Source organism: Micromonospora sp. WMMD1219 (assembly GCF_049315215.1).
Lineage (GTDB): Bacteria > Actinomycetota > Actinomycetes > Mycobacteriales > Micromonosporaceae > Micromonospora > Micromonospora tulbaghiae.
This window is the reverse complement of the sequence record NZ_CP186057.1, coordinates 4,292,120-4,311,566: the sequence shown is the minus strand read 5'-3', so window position 1 is coordinate 4,311,566 and position 19,447 is coordinate 4,292,120. Positions and strand designations below refer to the sequence as shown.

The following is a 19,447-nucleotide window of genomic DNA, read 5'->3' as shown; positions in this document are numbered from 1 at the left end:
TCTCGACACCCTGGGCGGCCTGTTGGCACCGCTGGACGCGCCGTAGGCACTCCGTCAGCTCGTCGAGCTGGTGCTGGCGGCGTTCCGCTTCGTTGGCTAGCCGCACGGCAGGGGCCGGGTTCTGCTCTGGCCAGCGGTTCGCGCGGACGCCGCCGAGGAGCATCAGTATGGCGCCGACGATTCATCGGCAACGGGGACGGCCTGCACGATCATGGTGCGCCGAGCGCGGCCAAACCCTGGTCACCCTTCCCGTTGGCGGGGCAGCCGGCCGAGGGCTCGTGCGCGTTCGGCGCGATAGGCAGCGAGTGCCCGAACAGCGTAGGCGCCGGTTTCGCACTGCCCCGCACCGCAGGCCTCGCAGCCGCGGTGCGCTGCGGCGAGGGCCGCCGCGACCGTGACGTCCCCGCTGCCTCCCGGCGCGTCGTACATAGAGGTCACACACGGCTCCTGACATCGCGGGAGAGCTGATACCGGGCGGGTGCGCGTTCCTGGAGGGCCGACCCCCGCCCGGCCGGGTCGCCTCATGCCCAACGCCAGCCAGGTAGAAGGTAACCCGCCATCCAAGCTAGGTCACTCTGTGACCATTGGTCAAACAGTGGTTGAGGCTTATGGGCATGCGTGATGAAATCTGGATCGCCAGCCAGGGAGATCATCATGCCCATACCCATGTCCTCGCGTCAGATCGCCGACGACCTGACCGCCCGTATCCGCGGCCACGAGTACCAGGCCGGCGAAAAACTGCCCACCTTGAAGGAACTCGCCGACCTGTACTCGGTGAGCGTGTCCACCATCCAACGGGCCCTTGAACTGACCCGCGACCGCGGCCTGACGATCGGCCGCCCCGGCGCCGGCGTCTACGTTGCCGAACAGCCACAAGACGCGAGCCCTTCCCTCAGCTGACGAATCAGGTTCAAGAATCTGAACCGGCGGCACTTGTCACTCACCCTAGGAAGCTGGCTCTCACTCCACCCGGCCGCTGCCTGCTCTAAAAGCCGAGATTCTGTCAGCTTCGCTACCGCTGTCTGCAAGTGTGGATTGACGACGGCGGGCGGGAAGCAGGTCAAGGTCTGACTGCGCTGAACTCGTGAGGTGAGGTGACCCCTATCGGCCGGACCAAGGTGTCCGGTTTCAGGGGGTCGCTTCATCTTGACGCCGTCGCGATACGCCGCTACCCGCAATTCCACCGCGCAATGAGCAGTCGCGATGCTTACAAGCAAGCTGCACCTGGGCGGCGAGCAGAGGCACAAGCCCTTGGCGATGGTGCCAGCCGGGCGGCGAGGTACCAGTCCGCAGCTCATCCCGGCCTCGCTTCGATCCGTATACCGCGTGTGACCACCGCCCGCCGGCAGTGGATGTTGGCTCTGACAAGGCGTACGCATCGATGGTGATCCGGGCCGCCTGTGTCGAAGGGACCTCGCCGCAATCACTGCGAGCAAGGGCGACCAGGGCGGCCGCCGGCAGGCTACGGGTTCAAGAACGGGCTGCCTTCTACCCACACGCCTACCAGCAGGGTCACGTCGTGGAGGGCGAATCATCTGTCGGCAGCGCATTCGAAGCGTAGTAACGCGGTTCGACATCCTCATGCGCTACAAAGCCGCCATCCCCTAGCGGTCATCAACGCGCGGCTGCGACCGACTTGGACACAGGCCGCAAGCCATGACTGGTGTCATGTGTGTCCGTGGATCACGCACCATCACGTCATGACTAAGCACACTGGGATAGCGCTTCCGCAGCGATAAAACTCGACACCAACGCCGGTGCCGTCACCGGTCGGGGGATGTGGGAAGGGAGCGGGACGTGGACGATCGTTACGACAGTTACTGCGCGGCCGACCCGTTGTTCTACGACTCCCTGGGCAGCTCGGTGGATACGTCGTCGTTCTCCGCTGCCGAGCGTCCGGTGCCCGTCGGCTGGCGATGCGAGCCGCTCGGTGATTGGCTGATCTACGCTCCGGAGAGCGGCTCTCTCCCGCAACAAGGCTGGAAGGTCCATGTTTCGGCCAGCCTGCCGAACGCCGAGCGGGTGCTCACGGCCGTGTGGGATTACTGCGTGCCGCGAGGTCTGTCGTTTAAATTCATCCGCAGCCCGCGCGCGCTGCTATTGCGCAACTCCAAGTACGCCAACCGCAGTGCCAGCGGCAAGTTCGTCACCATCTATCCCCAAGACAATACTGAGCTGGAGTTAACCTGCAAGGAACTCGACGAGCTGCTCGCGGGCGAGCCAGGGCCCTATATCCTCAGCGACCTGCGGTACGGCGCCGGACCCGTCTACGTACGCTACGGCGGCTTCGCCGCCCGGTACTGCCTCTCCTCGGACGGTCAGGTGGTTCCGGCCGTGGAGGACGGCTCTGGGACGCTGGTGCCCGATCGCCGTGACCCGGTCTTCCACGTGCCGGCGTGGGTGACCCTGCCCGACTTCCTCGCTCCGCACCTCGCCGCCCGCAGCGCGACCAGCACGGACGAGGTCCCCTACCGGATCGAGCGCGTGATTCACTTCTCTAACGGCGGCGGACTCTACATCGGCCGCGATGTACGCACCAATACGCCGGTCGTCCTTAAGGAGGCCCGGCCGCACGCGGGCCTGGACGCCGACGGCGTCGACGCGGTCGCCCGACTGCTCCGGGAGGCGAGCGTTCTCCGTCAGCTCGCGGACCTGCCGCAGGTTCCCAAGGTGCACGATGAGTTCGCTCTCGGCGAACACCGGTTCCTCGCCCTGGAGTACATCGAAGGGCTGCCGCTCAACAAGGCGCTCGTCGAGCGGTACCCGCTGATCGACGCGGACGCGACGGACGAGGATCGTGCTGACTATGTTCGCTGGGCCCGACACATCCACGCCCAGGTCGAGTCGGTAATCGGAGCGATCCACGACCGTGGTCTGGTGTACGGCGACCTGCACCTGTTCAATGTCATGATCCGGCCGGATGACCGGATCACGCTGGTGGACTTCGAGGTCGCAGCTCCCGCAGAGGGGCACCACCGCCCAGGGCTGCGCAACCAGGGCTTCGCCGCTCCACGTGACCGGATCGGACCGGCGGTCGACCGCTACGCTCTAGCCTGCCTACGCTTGGCGCTGTTCCTGCCGCTGACTCAACTGGTGCGCCTCGCGCCAGCGAAAGCCACCCACTTGGCCGACGTGATCGCCAGCGCCTTTCCGGTCCCACGGTCTTTCCTTGACCCGGCTATCGCGGAGATACTCCCTACCCCCCCACCTGGAACCAACTGCACGGCTTCCGCTGCTGGTGGGCGGACCGGGAACACTGACCCGGGGCGGCATCTGGCCGCCAACGACTGGCCTGGGCTGCGGGACCGGCTCGCCAGCGCAATCCTGGCCAGTGCGACACCCGAGCGAGACGACCGGCTCTTCCCCGGCGATATCGAGCAGTTTCACAGTGGAGGGCTGAACTTGGGCCACGGTGCCGCCGGTGTGCTGTACGCCCTCGCCATCAGCGGGGCCGGGCAGTGGCCGGAGCACGAGGACTGGTTGGTTCGGCGGGCGACCGCCCGCGTGGCCGGCACCCGGTGTGGCTTCTACGACGGGCTTCATGGCGTCGCGTACGCGCTAGAGCGGCTCGGCCGCCGCCAGGATGCCCTCGACGTGCTCGACATCTGCCTCGCCGAACCTTGGGAGCAACTCGACCATAGCCTGGAGAACGGACTGTCCGGAATCGCGCTGAATCTCGCCGAGTTGGCCGCACGCACCGGCGAAACCGCTCTGCACGACGCCGCCTTCCGGGTCGCTGAACGGATGATCGAGCAGGTGGCTGACGACCCCGGCGGCGACATTAGCGGCGGCCGTCACCCGTACGCCGGGTTGCTGCGCGGACGTACCGGGCCGGCGCTGCTGCTAGTCCGGCTCTACGAACTTACCGGCGACCTGAGCCTGCTGGATCACGCCGCCGCGGCGCTGCACCAGGATCTGCGCCGATGTCTCGTGCGCCCGGATGGCGCGCTGGAGGTCAATGAGGGCTGGCGGACCATGCCGTACCTGGGCCGGGGAAGCGTCGGCATCGGACTTGTCTTGCACCAGTACCTGGAACACCGCGTCGACGAACGGTTCGCCGAGGCGAGTGCGGGCGTCGCCCGGGCTGCCCGGTCGCCCTTTTACGCCCAGTCGGGCCTCTTCACCGGCAGGGCAGGCATCATCGCGTACCTGGCCGCCACCGCCCACGACGCCGACCTGCGACAGGAGCTAGACAGCCAGGTGCGGCGGCTGGCGTGGCACGCGCTGCCGTACCGGAATGGCATCGCCTTCCCCGGCGAGCAGTTGCTCCGGCTCTCGATGGACCTGGGAACGGGCACCGCAGGCGTGCTCCTTGCCGTGGCCGCTGCTCGGTACGGCCAGCCGCTGCCCCTGCCCTTCCTCACGCCCCTGTCGGGCGCCCAAAACTCCCCCGCACCCGCGGGGGCGACCGGAATGACTGGCAACAAGTGAAGGAGGTGACACGACATGGCGCTTCTCGACCTTCAGGGCCTGGAGATGGCTCCGGCCGACCGCACGGGCGGTGGTAGCCGGGCGAGCCTGCTGCTCTGCGGCGACAGCTCGCTGTCCATCACGACCTGCAACTGATCAGGTCACCAAGCGGAGCCCCGGGCGGGTAGACGTACTCGCCCGGGGTTCCACGCGCAGCAGGAGGAGCGGATGAACGACCGGACCGCTGGTGACCGACTGCTACGTCGGGCCGCGCTGGAGGGTGGTAGCTGGACAGCCACCCTCGCGGTGGTCGCAGTGCTCGGCGCGATCGCCGAACTGCTGTTGCCTGCGACGCTGGGGCTCGCCGTGGACGCCGCCCTGGGCGGCGGCGCGGGTTGGTGGCCGGTCGTCGCCTGCGGCCTGATCGCCACGATGATCGTCACAGATATTGTGGGCGGCCTGGCGGTCGGGTACAGCGCCGCGCGGGCCACCGCCCGGCTGCGCGGAACGCTGCTGCGACACGTGCTCGCGCTGGACGTGCGGACCGCCCGCAGGTACCCGGTCGGTGACCTGGTCGGGCGGCTGGTGAGCCAGGCGGCCGACGCCGGGCAAGCCGGCAACGCGCTGGTCTTCGGCTTGGTCGCGCTGCTACCGCCGCTGGGCAGCGTCGTCGCGCTCACTCTCTTGGAGCCGCTGCTCGGGGTCACTCTGCTCGGAGGGCTCGCCCTGATGGCCGTGCTGATGCGGGCCTTCGTCACCGATGCCTCCGCAGCCACCGCCGACTACCAACGGGCCCTCGGCACGATCGCCGGCCGGCTACTGGAGTCTCTTTCCGGGGCCCGGACAATCGCCGCCGCGGCGACCGTAGGACGCGAGGAGGAGCGGGTTCTGGCGCCACTGCCGGAACTGACCGACCATGGCTGGCGGAGCTGGCGGCTGCTGGCTCGAGCCAGCGCGCGTACCGCCGCCGTGGCACCGTTGCTGAACCTCGCCGTGATCGCTGTCGGCGGGTACGCGCTGACCAGAGGGTGGCTCACCACGGGACAGCTGGTCGCCGCTCTCCGGTATGCGGCCCTAGGTGCGGGTTTGGGCGCGGTGGTGGCCGCTCTCAATCGCGTGGTCCGATCCCGGGTGGGAGCGCGACGGCTCGCCGAATTGCTCGCCCGGCCGGTGCTGGCGGACGGTCACCGTGGCCTCCCACCCGGGCGTGGCGCTCTTCGACTGCAACGGGTCACCGTGCGTGGTGAAGACGGTCGGCCCGTCCTGCACGGCGTCGATTTGGCCGTGCCGGCTGGAGCCACGGTGGCGGTGGTCGGGATGTCCGGTGCCGGCAAGTCCACCCTGGCGGCCGTGGCCGGCCGGTTGTACGACCCGGATGAGGGCGAGGTGCTGTTGGACGATGTGCCATTGCCACAGCTACGGCAGGTGGAGCTGCGACGAGCGGTCGGACACGCCTTCGACCGGCCGGTCCTGGTGGGCCCGACGGTCCACGACGCAGTTGGCCTCGCCTTACCCGCCGACGCTGCGGCGCCGCCTGACGACGGATCGACGGCCACCGCGCCGGTGCTGCGAGCGACCCGGGACGCGACGGTCGAGGAGTGTGTCACTCGACTGCCGGAGGGCTTCCGCACCTGCCTCATCGATGCCCCGCTCTCCGGCGGGGAGGCGCAGCGGCTCGGGCTGGCCCGCGCTCTCACGGCGCGGCGGCTGCTCATCCTCGACGACGCTACCTCCAGCCTGGACACTGCCACGGAGCACCGGGTAACCCAAGCGGTCAGTGGGCGGGCCGGCGAGCGTACCCGATTGGTGGTGACCCACCGGATCGCGACGGCGGCCGCCGCAGACGCAGTGGCCTGGCTCGACGGTGGCCAGTTGCGCGCGTTTGCCCCGCACCTCCGACTCTGGGCAGATCCCGACTATAGGGCGATCTTCGGACCCTCCCTCCCTGGATCACCATGACCAAGGCGGACGTACGCCGGGTCACCTGGGCGGCGTTGCGGGCTAGTCGGCGTGACCTCTGCCGACTAGCCGCGTGGTCTGTGCCAGAGGTGCTGCCGGCCCTACTGTCTGGATACGTGGTGGCCCGCGCCGTGGACGAGGGTTTTCTTGCGGGCCGGTTTGGCACCGGTCTGGCCTGGCTGGGCGCACTCGCGCTAGCCGCGCTGCTTGGGGCGGCGGCGACTGGGCGGGTTTACCGTAGCCTAGGCGCCGTGGTGGAGCCTTTCCGTGACGATCTCGCCCGTCGAGTCGTCCGCGGGGCACTGTGCGAGGCTACTGCCACGGGTGGCGCACCCGACAGCGCCGCCGTAAGCCGGCTGACCCACCAAGTGGAGATCGTCCGGGACACCTACGGTGGCCTGCTGATGGTGGTCCGGGATTTCCTGTTCGCCTGCGGGGCGGTCCTGCTCGGTCTACTCGCACTGGCGCCTGTGGTGGCGGCCCTGGTCGCGGTCCCTCTTGTCGCCGGGCTGGCCGTTTTCGGCGCGGCGCTGCCAAGGATGATCTCTCACCAGCGCACCTATGTGCGGGCTGGCGAGGCACTCGGCCGTTCGGTGGCCGTTGTGTTGGCGGGGCACCGCGATGTCGTCGCCTGCGGTGCGCAGGAGCGGATGGCAGCAGCGGTGGGCCGGGAGGTGGCTGCGCAGGCCGCCGCAGAACGGACCCTGGCCAGGATGACTGCGCTGCGCAGCCTCAGCCTCGGGCTGGCCGGCTGGCTGCCGCTGGCGGTGCTGTTGCTCGCCGCTCCCTGGCTGGTGCAGCGGGGACTTACTGCAGGCGCCGTGCTCGGCGCGATGGTCTACGTCGGGACCGGGCTGCAACCCGCCCTGCACTCCCTCGTGCAGGGGTTGGCCGGCGGTGGGCTGCGCTATGCGGTGACGCTGGAGCGGATCCTGTCGACCAGCCCACGTCCGGGTCACCTGAGCGATATGGCGGGCCTGCACCGGCAACGTGGCCCCTTTGGCGGTGCCGGCTCCGCTTCAGCAGTCCAGCTGCGCGCAGTGACCTTTCGCCATGGACCGCGGGCGCTGCCGGTTCTGGCTGATTTCTCGCTTACCGTGCCGGCTGGCGGGCACCTGGCGGTAGTCGGACCAAGCGGGGTCGGCAAGTCCACGCTCGCCGCGATCATGGCCGGGATGCTGCGGCCACAGGCCGGCACAGTCGAACTGGGCGGCATTCCACTGGCGAGTCTTGCGCCCGCCGCGGTCGCTGGCCTGCGGGTGCTGGTGCCGCAGGAGGCGTACGTCTTCAGCGGCTCGCTCGCCGACAACCTGCGCTATCTACGGCCCGAGGCGAAGGGTGCCGCGCTGGAGGAGGCACTGGGCGCACTCGGAGCAAGTGCTCTCGCGGCCCGCCTCGGCGGCCCGTCCGCTCTCGTAGAGCCCAATGCACTGTCCGCAGGGGAACGCCAGTTGATCGCCGCGGCCCGGGCTTGGCTCGCGCCTGCTGCACTGGTGATCCTGGATGAGGCGACGTCGCATCTCGACCCCTCCGCAGAAGCGGTCGTCGAGGACGCCTTCATGCGCCGCGCTGGCACGCTGGTCGTCGTCGCGCACCGAATCAGCTCGGCCATCCGGGCCAGCCAAGTGCTGCTTCTCGATGCCGAGGGCCCGGTGCTCGGCTCGCATCCGGAACTGCTGGCCCGATCGGCGACCTACCGGCAGCTCGTCGGGTACTGGGACGAGGCACCAGCGCCAGTCCGGGAAGCGCGTGGCGACGGCGACGAGGCCAGCAGGTTAGATCCAGCCCGCGTCCCGAGCGACCTGTACCGCCTCGACTCGGGTACGCGCACCACACTTGCGGGTGATTCGGGTCAGGTGGTTACGGACCGTGCCGGGGCGGAGCCCGAGTGACGCTGCCACCTCGGCGACGGGCGACCCTGCCGCTGTCAGCATCAGGACATCGGTCTCTCGAACCGTTAGCGGACCGTCCACGGGCGGCAGGTCGACCTCTAGCGCGGCGACGACCAGATCCGCGTCGACCACTGGTTCGCCGCGGGAAAGCCGCCGGACCCCGTCGACCACGGCCTGTGGCGGTACGTTGTTGCCGAGAATACCGATGGTCCGGCCGGTGGAAAGCAGGTCGCCGAGGCCGTGCGCCCGCCGAGGATCGGTGAGGACCAACAGCGGACAGGGGTTGGTAGCTATGGCCACGGCGTCGTCTACGAGATCGAGGTCAACCACTGCAACATCGGGCAGTTGCGTCCAGAGCGCCCGCCCTACCGGCTCTCCCCCGTCTAGCTCCGCAACCACCATGATGTCGTCCTCGGCGTCGAGGACGAGCGACATCGCACCACGGACCAGGGTGCCGTCGAGGGCGAGCAGTGTGCGAATCACGTCGTACCACTCCCATCCGAACAACCCCTCAGGTAACCGACCGTCATCATTCCAGCACGGGTAAGGTTATCCTGCTCGGTACGGATCCGTGCCCGGCTACAGCCAGCCGTGCTGTTGGGCCTTCCGGACCGCCTGCAGCCGGTTTTCGGCACCGGTCTTACGCAGCACTGCCGAGAGATAATTACGCACCGTACCGTGCGCCAAAAAGAGACGCTGTGCGATCTCCTTGAGTGGTAGGCCCTCGGCTGCGACCCGGAGCACCTCCAGTTCCCGGCAGGTGAGGGGACAGGTCGCAGGCTTCAGTACCGCCACGGCAGCGGTCGGATCGATGGCCCGCTGCCCCCCGGCCAAGGAGCGGACCATCCGGATCAGCTCGTCCAACGGCCCGTCCTTACCCACGAAGCCCCGCGCCCCGGCCTTCGCCGCTGCCTTGAGTACTCGAGGGCTCCACCGGCTGCTCATCGCCAGGACGGCGGCACCGGGGACCACGGCGGTGACATCCGCTATCACCGCAGTCGGATCGGGCGCCTCGACGGCCAGGCTGAGCAGTACAACGTCCGGTGGGCACCGGCGCACCAGGGTCGGCAGGTCGGCGACGTCGGCGACGTCGGCGACGACCGTCATGTCGCCTTGGCTGGACAGCACAGCGCATAACGCTGCACGCAGCAGTCCCAGCTCCTCGATGACGGCTACGTGAATCGACGGATGCTGGAGCGGCCAGCCGACAGCTGGCCCCCAGACGAGTCTGGTCGATTGCAAGGCAGTGTCGCCCGGCTTCGTACTGTCGCAGTTCGCGTCGCTCTGCGCGGGTGCGGACGAAGCCACCGAGTCCGCGTCGTGGGACCCGGTCACCACGCCGCAAAGGCGGCGAGCTGGCGGGGGAATGACACGACCTGCACATCCTTCCCTTCGCACCGACGCCGAATCATATCGCCGTGACCAATTGACGGCGCTCAGTAATGTCATCGTTTTGGCCATCAGCCCGACGAATGGGCAGCCATCCCCGCAGCCGGGCGGGGCTGCCTTCGTGATCGTTTCCAGCCAGGAACTTCGCAGTTGCTTGCCCGTGAGAACGACGTGCCCCTGTCGCACGGATGATTCGGGGTTTCGTCGCCAGGTGAGTACGACGGCGGACCGCTGGTGCCACAGCTGCTCCCTGCGAAGCTGGTTTTCTTCGTCATCTGGCTGTCGGTAGGCAGACGCCCTCGACTACAGCCAAGGCGGCGACGAGGCGTGGAGGCGGAGGGTGCGCGGCGAGCACGGCGCCTTCGCCTTAGCTTCGACGTCGGGCGTAGCGACACCAGGCTCGCGGGTTGGCAGCGTACGGCACACGGTTGCACGATGCGCCGTCGCCGAGCCTGAGGCGGTGCCAGCAGATGGCGGCACTGGCGAGGCAGGAATGCTCCATGAATGTGGACGCTGATCTCCTTGGGGGCCTGAAGGGGCGCAGAACTAGAGCAGCAGGACGATGGCCAGCTCGACTACAAAACGTCGGGCAGCCAGTCCGCGCAGGGGTCAGTGCCGCGCTGGACGATGATGGAGTGGCCCTCTTCGCGCCTTACTGGCGACGATAGGAGTAGTAGCGTAGCTGCGGCCGGCGTGGACCCGTTCGGCTCGTTGCCAAGATGGCGCGGACACCATAAACCGGGGGACCTGTCGACATGGGCAGGATTTCACTGCCGCCGGTCAGGCTGACCGCAAGGGAGGTGCGGGGGCATCGGCAAGGCGTTGCGTTCCGACCTATTGCAGCATCAATGCCCACCGGTGTGGACTGGGTGGCAACTTCGGTCATGGGTCGCCGGGAGGTACGAGGCGTACGGGCATGATTCGGTGATCCCTGTCACTGCGGCAGGGACCGCTGCGAAGCCGGATGCGTTGAAAGGCTCGCACCTCATCGAGATGATCCTCACCAGATGCACTGGTGGGAGGGCAAAGCACCCACGGCCAAGACCTGACCTGAGGGACCAATGACTACAGAACCACCTGTCGACGTAACCGCAGAAATCACCGAGTTCACCAGCCTCATGCGAGCCCGCCTGCTCGGCGCGTTCGACGATGAGCACCCCGTCGGACAGTCACCTAACGAGATCCTCTGGAACCAGGTGCACGGCTGCGGCCGACTGGAGGCTGACACCGTCGAAGAGCTGCGGCGGAAGGTCCGGGACATGGTGGTCGTCAAACGCAACGTCGCCTGCCTCATCGCATTAGCGCTTGCGGCGGATCTGGCAAATCTCAGCGGCCGGTCCGCGATCGAGCACATCAACGAAGTCGAGCAGTGGCTGCTAGAGCAGCCTCCACCCGCATGAGCCCGCAGCGGCGGCGCTGGAGACCAGGACAGGAAGCCTCGGGATACCCAGGAGCACCTACCGTACGGCATGGCTCAATAGCCAGAAGCACCTCGGCACTTTGGCGAGACGGTGAAGTGCCACAAGAACTACCCGCGCTACAAGACGTCACTCGACTAGGTCTTGTCCCCCGCTGTTGGTCGATACCGCCGGCCTGGGTGCTCGTCGCGCTTGGGGGACAACGTTGTCTTTCCGAACGCGGAGGTGCGCGATCGACGGTGTGCGCGGGTCGCTGAAGGCCGTGACTCCAGGCACGAGGAGGGTGGGTGCGCTGGTGGCGGCGACGATCCTGCTGCGCCGAGCAGGCTGGGACGGGGCCACGGAGAGCAGGTGAGCGGCGGCGATGCCGCCAACGTCCGCCGTCGGCACCCGGACCGATCCCACGAGCACCGATGCGACGGTGGACTGGCGGCATCTAGGGGCGCCCGAATATCGGGGTTGGCCGTGGTAAATCTGTCGACGACATCGAGCCGCACTTGTACCACCCGAGGCATCGCCGTCCAGGACGGTTAAGAGTTGCCGCCCGGATGAACAGGTCCTCTCGGACAGCCGGGCGTTGTCCTGTCCGCATGCGGAGGTGCGCCCCCCGGGTTCCCGCAGGCCCGGGGGGCGCGGCTTACCGCCAGCCAACGGGGAGCCGCCGGCGGCAAGCGTTCGTGCCGCAACTGCGTGATCGACGGTACTGGACTTGGAGCCTTCTGGATCATTCGATCGTGGTATATGTCACCATGATCCGGCAGTGTCGGTGCCAGCCTGCGATAGCGGACATGCTGGCCATATCGCAGGGTGCAGAGCATGCCGGATCTCCGCGAGGCTGACCATGGGCCGCTATCGCGGAGACGGAGCGGTTCTCGGCCTCGACGACAGGCACCCCCTCGCGTGTCCTTATGAAGTCCGCCCGCCCGGCATTGCGTCGGCCGCGGGCCGGCCGACGAAGTCTGTCAAGCGTTCCTCACAGCGCAGCCGACACGGGAGGTAAGTGCTACACATACGTCATGTGCCACCACGGGCGTCCGACGTGTCCCGCAGCTCCCGCACACTGCCTACCTCACCCTGGCAGCGCCTCCCGCGAGAATTGTCCAGCCGCTAGCGGACGTGGCGCAGCACGGTGGAGGCCAGCGACTCTCAACCGGCGGCCGTTAGTCGGTGGCTTCGGCGTCATCGGGTAGAGAGATGCATTTGGCGTAGCCGGTGGCCAGGTCACGCAACTACTTGAGTCGGTCTAAGCAGCGTTCCACGGGGATAGGTCACCGTGTCGAAGGCTACTGGTCGCCCGCCGCTGCTGCCCCTTGGCAGCGCAGCGGCCGCCCTGGTTGGACGGGCGGGAACTGCATGCTCGGATACCGCGTTGCCGCAGCGCTCGGCGGGTCGAGTTGTGGGCGTCTCTCTTGTGCGCGATCAGCATGTCGGGGCGTTTGCGGAGCCGGCTGGGCCTGGGCTCGTTGACCCCGGATCGCATCGAGCAGCGCGTGGAGTTGAGGTTGTCGACAGCTGGCCAGGTCAGCAGGATCGACAGCGGCCAGCAGCGGCCGTGGATGGCGAGATGGATCTTCGTGCTCTACGGGCCCGGAGGTATGGTTGCGCCCCCCGCCCGGCGGCACCGCATGCAGCTTGAGCAAATCCAGAGCACTTCGGACGTTCTGGGCCTTGACGCAGTGCTGGGGTAGGCGGATCGTCGAGGGAGTGCCTCCTGCAAACTAGGGCACCTCCCTTTCCTCACTAGCATGAGCAGCTTGGTGGCGGCAATATTCACGGCGCCCACTGGATGGCCGGCCCGCTGTCACCCGCAACCGGGTCACCGACCGTTCTCGCTGACCCCGTCTAGGGCGTGTCCTGTCGATCATGGGAGCCAGATGACGGCAGCGATCAGGACGAGGCCGGCTCGGTAGAGGGATGCGCGTTTGGCGTATCGCGTTGTCAGGTCACGCCACTGCTTGAGCCGGTTGAAGCAGCGTTCCACGACGTTGCGCTTCTTGTAGATCGCCTTGTCGAAGGCCGGTGGTCGCCCGCCGTGGCTGCCCTTGGCGGCCCGGCGAGCGACCTGGTCGCTGCGTTCCGGGATGACGTGCCGGATCCCGCGTTGTCGCAGGGCTCGCCGGGTCGAGTCATGTGCATAGCCCTTGTCCGCGATCAGCACCTCCGGTCGCTTGCGGGGCCGACCCGGCCCGGGCTCGTTGACGCGGATCGCGTCCAGCAGCGCCAGCAGCTGCGGGTTGTCGCCGGCTTGGCCGGGGGTGAGCAGGATCGACAGCGGCCGTCCGCGTCCGTCGACCGCGAGGTGGATCTTCGTGCTCAACCCGCCGCGGGACCGGCCGATGGCCTCGCCATCTTGCGCACCAGGCGTCGCCGCACTTGTCGGGGAGCCCCCTTTTTGCGGGCGCCAGCGGCATGCTGGTGCGCCCGCACGATCGACGAGTCGATGCTGATCGTCCACTGCACCGGCGTGCCGTCGTCATGCACCTGCGCCGCCGCGAGGATCCGATCCCATGTCCCATCAGCGGTCCAGCGGCGCAGCCGTTCGTGGCACGTCTTCCACGGCCCGAAGCGTTCCGGCAGGTCACGCCACGGCGCACCCGTGCGTAGCTTCCACAGGATCCCGTTGATGACCTGACGGTGATCCCGCCACCGCCCCCGAGCCCCGCCAGGTTCCGGTAGCAGCGGCGCGATCACCGCCCACGCCTCATCGGTCAGTTCACCACGACGCACCACCGGCACATCGTCAACGATCAACCATTACATGATCGGCAGGACACGCCCTAGGTGATTCCAGCCATGCGGCGGCACGTGCTACTCGGTAAGGCCCCTCCCGCCGAGGGCGGTTCATACCGAGGATCGGGTCAACTCGAATGCGACCATCGCAAGGACCACAACAAGCGACAGCAGACCAAGGATGAGGGCGCGTCGAAGGCTGACTGCGCCCCGCTCCGCAGCATCGGATGAATGTCGATTGAGTCTGGTCATCCCAACCTCCGGTACGTCGGTGATTGCGCAAGCACGGCACTTCCGCTCGCCGCGTCGCCTTCATGGCGTGTAGCTATCGGCAATAAAATAAGGATCAACGACTATCCGAACGCCCCCGGCCAGCCGAGTAACAGCAGCCGGTCCTAAACCAGGATCACGCGCCATTGCCCTGGCTACCGCTGGCGCAAGTCCAGGCTCGGCACCACGTCTGATAGGCCCAGCGGAGCTGGCAGTGGCAGGAGGATCAGCCACCATGGTTAGCGGTAGCTGGCCGCGAGCGCTACTCACTCCGTCACCGGTGCCACGACTACATCCTTCTGCGCGAAAGCGCCCCCACCAGCTGGTGGGGGCGCTTTCGCCTCTCCGACGACCGATCAGAGAGGGCTCACGGCCCCGCCCACGTCTGTGACCGAGGCCGCTCTTGGCCTGGGGGCCTAGATTAATATAGCTCTCGCGGGCGACGGCTTGGAACTAGCTATTTCCATCCTCTATGGACGGTCGAACGTGCATTGTGACCCCGTCGAGGAACCAAGACATCCCCGGCCTGCAAGCAGGGCATGCATGACCTCCGGTGATCACCTGTGGGCGCGCACAGACCGTCCGCTCTTCTGCACCGTGCTGGGCTGGACCAAGCCGCACCGGGCTCGGGGGCGGTCGACCCCGGTTTGCCCGACCTGATCCTGACCTACGGGCTCAAACCACCTGCGGGAGCACGCGCCAGAAGATCTGCCTGTGCGTCCTGAGCGAGACCGCCCATCGCAAGGCCAAGGGATCCCGAAGGCATTCGGCCGTCCGCGTTCGGTCCGGCCGACTACCGATTGCGGTGAGGCGCGGTATCAAGCAGCTCTAGCTGCACCGGTCCATGGCTGCCCGCTAGTTGTACTGCCCAAGGAGGTGGTGATGTCGTGTGCGCTCCCGTCCGCGTGGACGGCCAGTACGTAGTCGATTTTCCGGTCGGTCAGGCCGGCCGCCCGGGTGGGCGTTGGCGCCGTAAGCGGCGTCGGCCACGACCACCGGCGGCGTCATGGCCCAGCCGGCCAGCTCATCGAGCATGTCCAACGCCAGCCGCCACTTCTCACGGTGTCCGATCCCGTGCGGGATGCGGGTAACGGTGCGGCGGTCGGTGTCCGCCGCCCACCGCTTGGGCAGAAGCAGGCGCCACCGCAGCGGGCAGGAGGCGATGGCACTGGCGGCATGGACGCTGACCGGAATCTGGCAATTGGCGCGCTTACCTGTGGCCCCGCAGTCCTGCGGGGCCACAGCGACCGACATTCCTCCCTCCTTGGGCACAGACGCGTCGTCGATCACCCAGGCCGTCGGGCTGATCAGCGACAGCATTCGCTCCGAGATCCGCCGCTGCACCGGCACCGGGTTTCAGGTGGACTGTTTCACGAACTGCAGGTTCTACTCGCTGCCGTCCGGCAGCCTCGAGGCCATGGCCTGGACCGACGTGCGGGGGCCGTCCAGCATCAATCCCCACAGATAGCAGTCGCCCTTGGCCCGCTGGTCCTTACGCGGCGCCGATGCGAACACGTCAGCCACGTACAACGTCAACTTCGCCCGGACACGGTTCACTTCATGTGCGTCCATCCATCCACCATGTCCAGGAACAGACCGCACCCGAAGACCTAACGGAGCCTTTCTAGAAAAACTCGTCGAGCAGCTGGTAAAAGGCCATCTTGTTCTCGTCGACGTGGTGCGCGCCGTAGCGTTCGAGGAACCGCTGGGCGTACTCGGGGCCAAACCAGGGATCCTCGTCGATCTCCAGCTCGCGGGCGGCGAGGGCCAGGTCGGCGTGGCGATCGGCGCGGCCGAGGCGGCCCACATCGATCATTCCGGTGACTCGGCATGTCTCGGGATCGAGCAGCACGTTGTTGGGGCACAGGTCCCCGTGGCAGACGACCAGATCCTCTTTCTCGGGCCGCGTTCGGTCGAGCTCGGCGAGAAGCTGGTCACCGGACCAGTTGGCGTGCTCCTCTTGGAGGTCGTCCAGGTCCACGAGGCCCTCGCGTAGGTTGTGGCGGGCTTCGGCAACCGTCACCGCCAGGCTGCGATCGAAGGGGCAGCCACCGACGGGCAGTTCGTGCAGGGTGCGGGCGAGGTCGGCCATCGCCTCGACGACGGCGAAGCGCTGGTGCTCCGGCCACTCCTCGGCGGCCGATACGCCGGTGACGGCCTCGGTGACGAGGAAAACCGAGGTGTCGTCGCCGCCGCACTCGACAATGCACGGAACCGGGATGCCGTGGCGGGTGAGCCAGGTGAGCCGGTCGGCCTCGCCCGCCAGGTCGAACGCGGAATTTTCCGGTTGGCGCGGAGCGAATTTCACATAGAGCTCGGGCTGCTGTCCGGCGAGGCGGTAAACGGAGGCGCCCGAATCTCCTTCGTTCACGGAGGTCCATTCGTAGTGCTGGTATTTCCGGCGCAACATGGCGTACATGGTCGGAATCATGGCAGAGGTCACGCGGCTTTCTCCGGGAATGTTGATACTGCTTGAACAATTTCGGACACGAGCGGTTCGGCTCACTGAGGATCGCCTGCGGGGGTGGGCGTGGGCGTCCGTCGAAGTCCCGTGCGCACGGGGAGAGATAAGCCTCGGTGAGCTGCAGCAGGAAGGCCGTCTCCGCTGCGAGGTCGCCCGTGTCCTGGTTGGTGCTGAGAACCACGGCGGCGGGGCCCGGCTGGGCGCCGGCCAGCTTGGCGGTGCGGGCCCGGCGGAGCACACAGGCGGTCACGTGGGCGTCCGTGTGCTCGGCGGGCACACCTTGGCGCGCCACATGGGCGCGCGCGCTACGGAAAACGGCCGGATCCGCGTAGTGGCTGAGGATGAGGATGGCGTCGCGGATCTCGATGACCGTCCGATAGGCCATCAGTTGACGCGGGACAAGAGGTTGGAGGAGCACTAGCACCCGGGAGCGGGTGGCCGACAGGGCGACGTGTGGTACGGCGTCGACCAGTTCCTGCCATAGCGGCCAGATCCGCCAGATGGTGCTGGCGTGTCGGACGGCGTGGCGCACTTCTACGACTGTGGGTACCAGGAGCGCGGCGGCGCGCAGAACGGCGTGCAGGCTCATCAGGGCGCGTAGCGCGGTGCCGGGGTTGGAGCCGATGGCGAGGAGCACAAGATGGGCGAGCCAAAACAGTCCAGCGAACGCGGTGCCCCATCCGAAGAGAGCCAGACCGAGGTTGACGGACGGGTGAGGGCCTCGCCGCCCGTAAGTCCAGCAGACCCAGACGCAGACCACGCAGGCCGTGATGTGAACAGCTGTGAGGAGCAACCAGTAGGCGGCGCAGGGGATGCTTGCGCGTGCGAAGAATGGCCCGTGGCTGTTTGGGGGGACAGCTCCGAGCCCTGCGAGTGCCAGGAGCATGGCCATCACGGTGGCCATGGCGGCGAGGAGTGCGCCGCTGCGGAGCCGTGCCCGGGTGGCGCGGACAGTGAAGAGCAGGACGGCGCCGGCGGACATCACGCCGATCTGGTTCCTGACGATGGCGACGGCCCGGGGTGAACCGGTCACGGCGGCGATCCACTCGCGGACCGGTTCGATGTTCAGGATCATGGCGAGAGCGGCGGAGGCGACCGCGAGCCACAGGGCCCGATGGTGGGGTTGGCGGATCGCTGGGAGGGCCCGCAGCAGGAGGGCCGCACACAGTAGGCCGATGCTGGAGAGGTCCAGTGCGAGGGCCCAGTCTCTCGGTAAGTCAGAGCTCATGGTCAGTGCTCACTCCGAGGGCCGCGTGCAGGTTGCCGTAGATGTTGGACGGCCGGCTCCGCTCGGCGCTGGCCTCTCCGAGGCGGATGAGCGTGGCCAGCATCTCGGCCTCCTGTTCCTGGCTGGTGGAGTAGTTGGTGCGGGCCAGCATGCGGCTGACCAGCCGAGGACTGAGGTCGCCGAAGAGGGCCTTCAGCGCGCCGGCATCGGTCAGGGCGTGGTGGCCGAAGAGCATGTGGCCGATCTCGTGGAGAACGATGTGTTCCTGGTGGGACCGTGCAGTGCGTTGCTCGTAGAAGATGTGGTCGTCGGTGTCGGTGGCAATCCACAGGCCGCATGCCCCGGCCGCGACGGCTTGAAGGGGAAGCGGGTGAAGGCGGAGCGGACGCCTGCGGTATGCCACGAGATACGCACACAACGTCTCCAAGGAGTAGGGGTGAGGCAGGTCGAGTCGGCGCAGCAGCGGCCGACAGCGTCGACGCAGCCTGGCGATCCTGTACGACATGCGGCAGTTACCGTTCGGCCTTCCTTTGGGCGGCATTGGAACACCGCGGACCGTCCACTGAGAGCTCGCCCGCGCGGCCGTGTGAGGCCGTGACGGCACGGCTGGAGGGCCGCGGGCCGTCTGGGCCGGATGGCGTTATGTCGGCGCAGCGGCCTGACGGCATCGGCGTCTCGCCCGCACGCACAGGGGGCGTAGCGGAAGGTCTGGGCAGGGCGAGCCACCAGACGGTCGCCGCATGTCGCGATGGCGAGGCGCGAGCGAAATAGTCGGTGGAGCGCTCCAGCATGCGGACAAGCGGTCGACGTCGACCGTGTCTAGGTCCGTGTGTGGGCCGTTGGTGCGCTACCACTCAGTCAGGAAGGAGGGGGAAGCGGTTATTCCCCGTCTCGGACCGCTCACGCAACTCTTGGCGGCGGGTGGCGTGGAGGGCATTACCCCACGCCTTCGTCGGTCGGTGTGAGAATAAATGACAGCCTCCCCATGTTGGGCGTCCTGGACGACGCCTATGGGCGTATTCCGGTCGCCCTGGATTTCGCTTACGTTGTATCCCCGGGTGTTTCGATCTGGCCGCCGTCCGGAGCGGCCTGGTGGTCCTGGTCGTCGAGAGACGCGAGGTGCTGCACCTTGCGTGCTGCGTTGACCATGATGAGAAGGGCGTCCAGGCTCTCTGCGGACAGTCCCTCGGCCCGCAGGGCGAGGTTGCGCACCCGGGCGTCGCGCAGCGCGGTGGCCAGCTTGAGCTGCGAGTTGACGCGTTCGGCCGTCTCCTCGTTGAGGAAGTACTCAGGCGGCACCCCGAAGAACTCGGCCAGTACGTCCAACTGCTCCAGTGTGACGTTGCGCTTCTTGCCCGTGGCCAGCTCCCACAGGTAGGTGCCCGAAATGGCGCCGCCCGTGGTCTCGCGGATCTCCTTGGCCAGCCGGCCGTAGCCCGGCCGTTTGCGCTCGTCCGGGTACAGGGCGGCGATCAACTCATTGAGGCGCTGGTCGAACTTCCGCAGCAGCGGACGCTCCGACGGCTTGGGGGTCGCCCCGCTGACCGGCATGCGCATCTCTCCTTCCTGCTCCGGCTAGTCCCCGGACGCGCCCGCTCAAGCGGACGCCATGCACCCGATCATCAAAACAGCCATCAGCCTATGTTGACAAGTTCGTGTCAACTCGGCGTACCATCATGCGCAGCTT

12 protein-coding genes and 3 pseudogenes are annotated in these 19,447 nt (G+C 67.6%); 6 read left to right on the top strand and 9 right to left on the bottom strand.

Annotated features, from left to right (window positions below):
* Positions 1 to 654: 654 nt before the first annotated feature.
* From ACN27C_RS20465 to ACN27C_RS20445, 5 genes are all read left to right on the top strand, one after another.
* Positions 655 to 900, top strand: a complete 246-nt coding sequence (locus tag ACN27C_RS20465; RefSeq protein ID WP_120569349.1) for a winged helix-turn-helix domain-containing protein — start codon at positions 655 to 657, stop codon at positions 898 to 900.
* Positions 901 to 1,797: 897 nt separating this feature from the next.
* A complete protein-coding gene (lanKC, locus tag ACN27C_RS20460) occupies positions 1,798 to 4,431 on the top strand; it encodes a class III lanthionine synthetase LanKC (protein WP_422747430.1) in 2,634 nt (877 codons plus the stop codon).
* Positions 4,432 to 4,446: 15 nt separating this feature from the next.
* On the top strand, positions 4,447 to 4,566 hold the full coding sequence (locus ACN27C_RS20455) for a SapB/AmfS family lanthipeptide (RefSeq protein ID WP_120569348.1): 120 nt from the start codon (positions 4,447 to 4,449) through the stop codon (positions 4,564 to 4,566).
* Between the two features lie 72 nt (positions 4,567 to 4,638).
* Positions 4,639 to 6,369, top strand: a complete 1,731-nt coding sequence (locus tag ACN27C_RS20450) for an ABC transporter ATP-binding protein (RefSeq protein WP_422747428.1) — start codon at positions 4,639 to 4,641, stop codon at positions 6,367 to 6,369.
* A gap of 251 nt (positions 6,370 to 6,620) precedes the next feature.
* Positions 6,621 to 8,261 (top strand): ATP-binding cassette domain-containing protein, encoded by a 1,641-nt coding sequence (locus ACN27C_RS20445; protein ID WP_244933299.1) that lies wholly within the window; start codon positions 6,621 to 6,623, stop codon positions 8,259 to 8,261.
* Here ACN27C_RS20445 and ACN27C_RS20440 read toward each other — a convergent pair.
* Both ACN27C_RS20440 and ACN27C_RS20435 read right to left on the bottom strand, forming a co-directional pair.
* On the bottom strand, positions 8,145 to 8,744 hold the full coding sequence (locus ACN27C_RS20440) for a response regulator transcription factor (protein WP_120573721.1): 600 nt from the start codon (positions 8,742 to 8,744) through the stop codon (positions 8,145 to 8,147). The two genes, ACN27C_RS20445 and ACN27C_RS20440, sit on opposite strands and share 117 nt — an antisense overlap.
* A gap of 96 nt (positions 8,745 to 8,840) precedes the next feature.
* Complete coding sequence (locus ACN27C_RS20435; protein WP_244933298.1) at positions 8,841 to 9,599, bottom strand: response regulator transcription factor; 759 nt, start codon at positions 9,597 to 9,599, stop codon at positions 8,841 to 8,843.
* 1,112 nt (positions 9,600 to 10,711) lie between these two features.
* Here ACN27C_RS20435 and ACN27C_RS20430 point away from each other — a divergent pair.
* Positions 10,712 to 11,050: a hypothetical protein gene (locus ACN27C_RS20430; RefSeq protein ID WP_120569345.1), complete on the top strand. Its 339-nt coding sequence runs from the start codon at positions 10,712 to 10,714 to the stop codon at positions 11,048 to 11,050.
* 1,250 nt (positions 11,051 to 12,300) lie between these two features.
* Here the strand turns inward: ACN27C_RS20430 and ACN27C_RS20425 are convergent.
* From ACN27C_RS20425 to ACN27C_RS20395, 7 genes and pseudogenes are all read right to left on the bottom strand, one after another.
* Positions 12,301 to 12,647 (bottom strand): annotated as a pseudogene (locus tag ACN27C_RS20425) (IS5/IS1182 family transposase); the annotation flags it as partial.
* 282 nt (positions 12,648 to 12,929) lie between these two features.
* A protein-coding gene (locus tag ACN27C_RS20420; RefSeq protein ID WP_422751659.1) for an IS5 family transposase occupies positions 12,930 to 13,795 on the bottom strand; the annotation gives its coding sequence in 2 pieces (ribosomal slippage) (positions 12,930 to 13,462 and positions 13,462 to 13,795; 867 coding nt in all).
* A gap of 1,100 nt (positions 13,796 to 14,895) precedes the next feature.
* Positions 14,896 to 15,640, bottom strand: a pseudogene (locus ACN27C_RS20415) (IS701 family transposase); the annotation flags it as partial.
* A gap of 52 nt (positions 15,641 to 15,692) precedes the next feature.
* On the bottom strand, positions 15,693 to 16,487 hold the full coding sequence (locus ACN27C_RS20410; protein ID WP_422747424.1) for an APH(3')-V family aminoglycoside O-phosphotransferase: 795 nt from the start codon (positions 16,485 to 16,487) through the stop codon (positions 15,693 to 15,695).
* 205 nt (positions 16,488 to 16,692) lie between these two features.
* Positions 16,693 to 17,760, bottom strand: a pseudogene (locus tag ACN27C_RS20405) (MAB_1171c family putative transporter); the annotation flags it as partial.
* Complete coding sequence (locus tag ACN27C_RS20400; RefSeq protein WP_120569341.1) at positions 17,750 to 18,265, bottom strand: hypothetical protein; 516 nt, start codon at positions 18,263 to 18,265, stop codon at positions 17,750 to 17,752. The gene ACN27C_RS20400 and the pseudogene ACN27C_RS20405, both read right to left, overlap by 11 nt.
* 536 nt (positions 18,266 to 18,801) lie before the next feature.
* Complete coding sequence (locus ACN27C_RS20395) at positions 18,802 to 19,317, bottom strand: XRE family transcriptional regulator (protein WP_422747422.1); 516 nt, start codon at positions 19,315 to 19,317, stop codon at positions 18,802 to 18,804.
* Positions 19,318 to 19,447: the final 130 nt, after the last annotated feature.

Excerpts from the sequence above, each read along its gene's own strand:
- ACN27C_RS20450 (WP_422747428.1), top strand. The coding sequence starts at position 4,639 with ATGAACGACCGGACCGCTGGTGACCGACTGCTACGTCGGGCCGCGCTG.
- ACN27C_RS20400 (WP_120569341.1), bottom strand. The coding sequence starts at position 18,265 with ATGTCGTACAGGATCGCCAGGCTGCGTCGACGCTGTCGGCCGCTGCTG.
- ACN27C_RS20430 (WP_120569345.1), top strand. The coding sequence starts at position 10,712 with ATGACTACAGAACCACCTGTCGACGTAACCGCAGAAATCACCGAGTTC.
- ACN27C_RS20395 (WP_422747422.1), bottom strand. The coding sequence starts at position 19,317 with ATGCGCATGCCGGTCAGCGGGGCGACCCCCAAGCCGTCGGAGCGTCCG.
- ACN27C_RS20465 (WP_120569349.1), top strand. The coding sequence starts at position 655 with ATGCCCATACCCATGTCCTCGCGTCAGATCGCCGACGACCTGACCGCC.
- ACN27C_RS20455 (WP_120569348.1), top strand. The coding sequence starts at position 4,447 with ATGGCGCTTCTCGACCTTCAGGGCCTGGAGATGGCTCCGGCCGACCGC.
- ACN27C_RS20410 (WP_422747424.1), bottom strand. The coding sequence starts at position 16,487 with ATGTACGCCATGTTGCGCCGGAAATACCAGCACTACGAATGGACCTCC.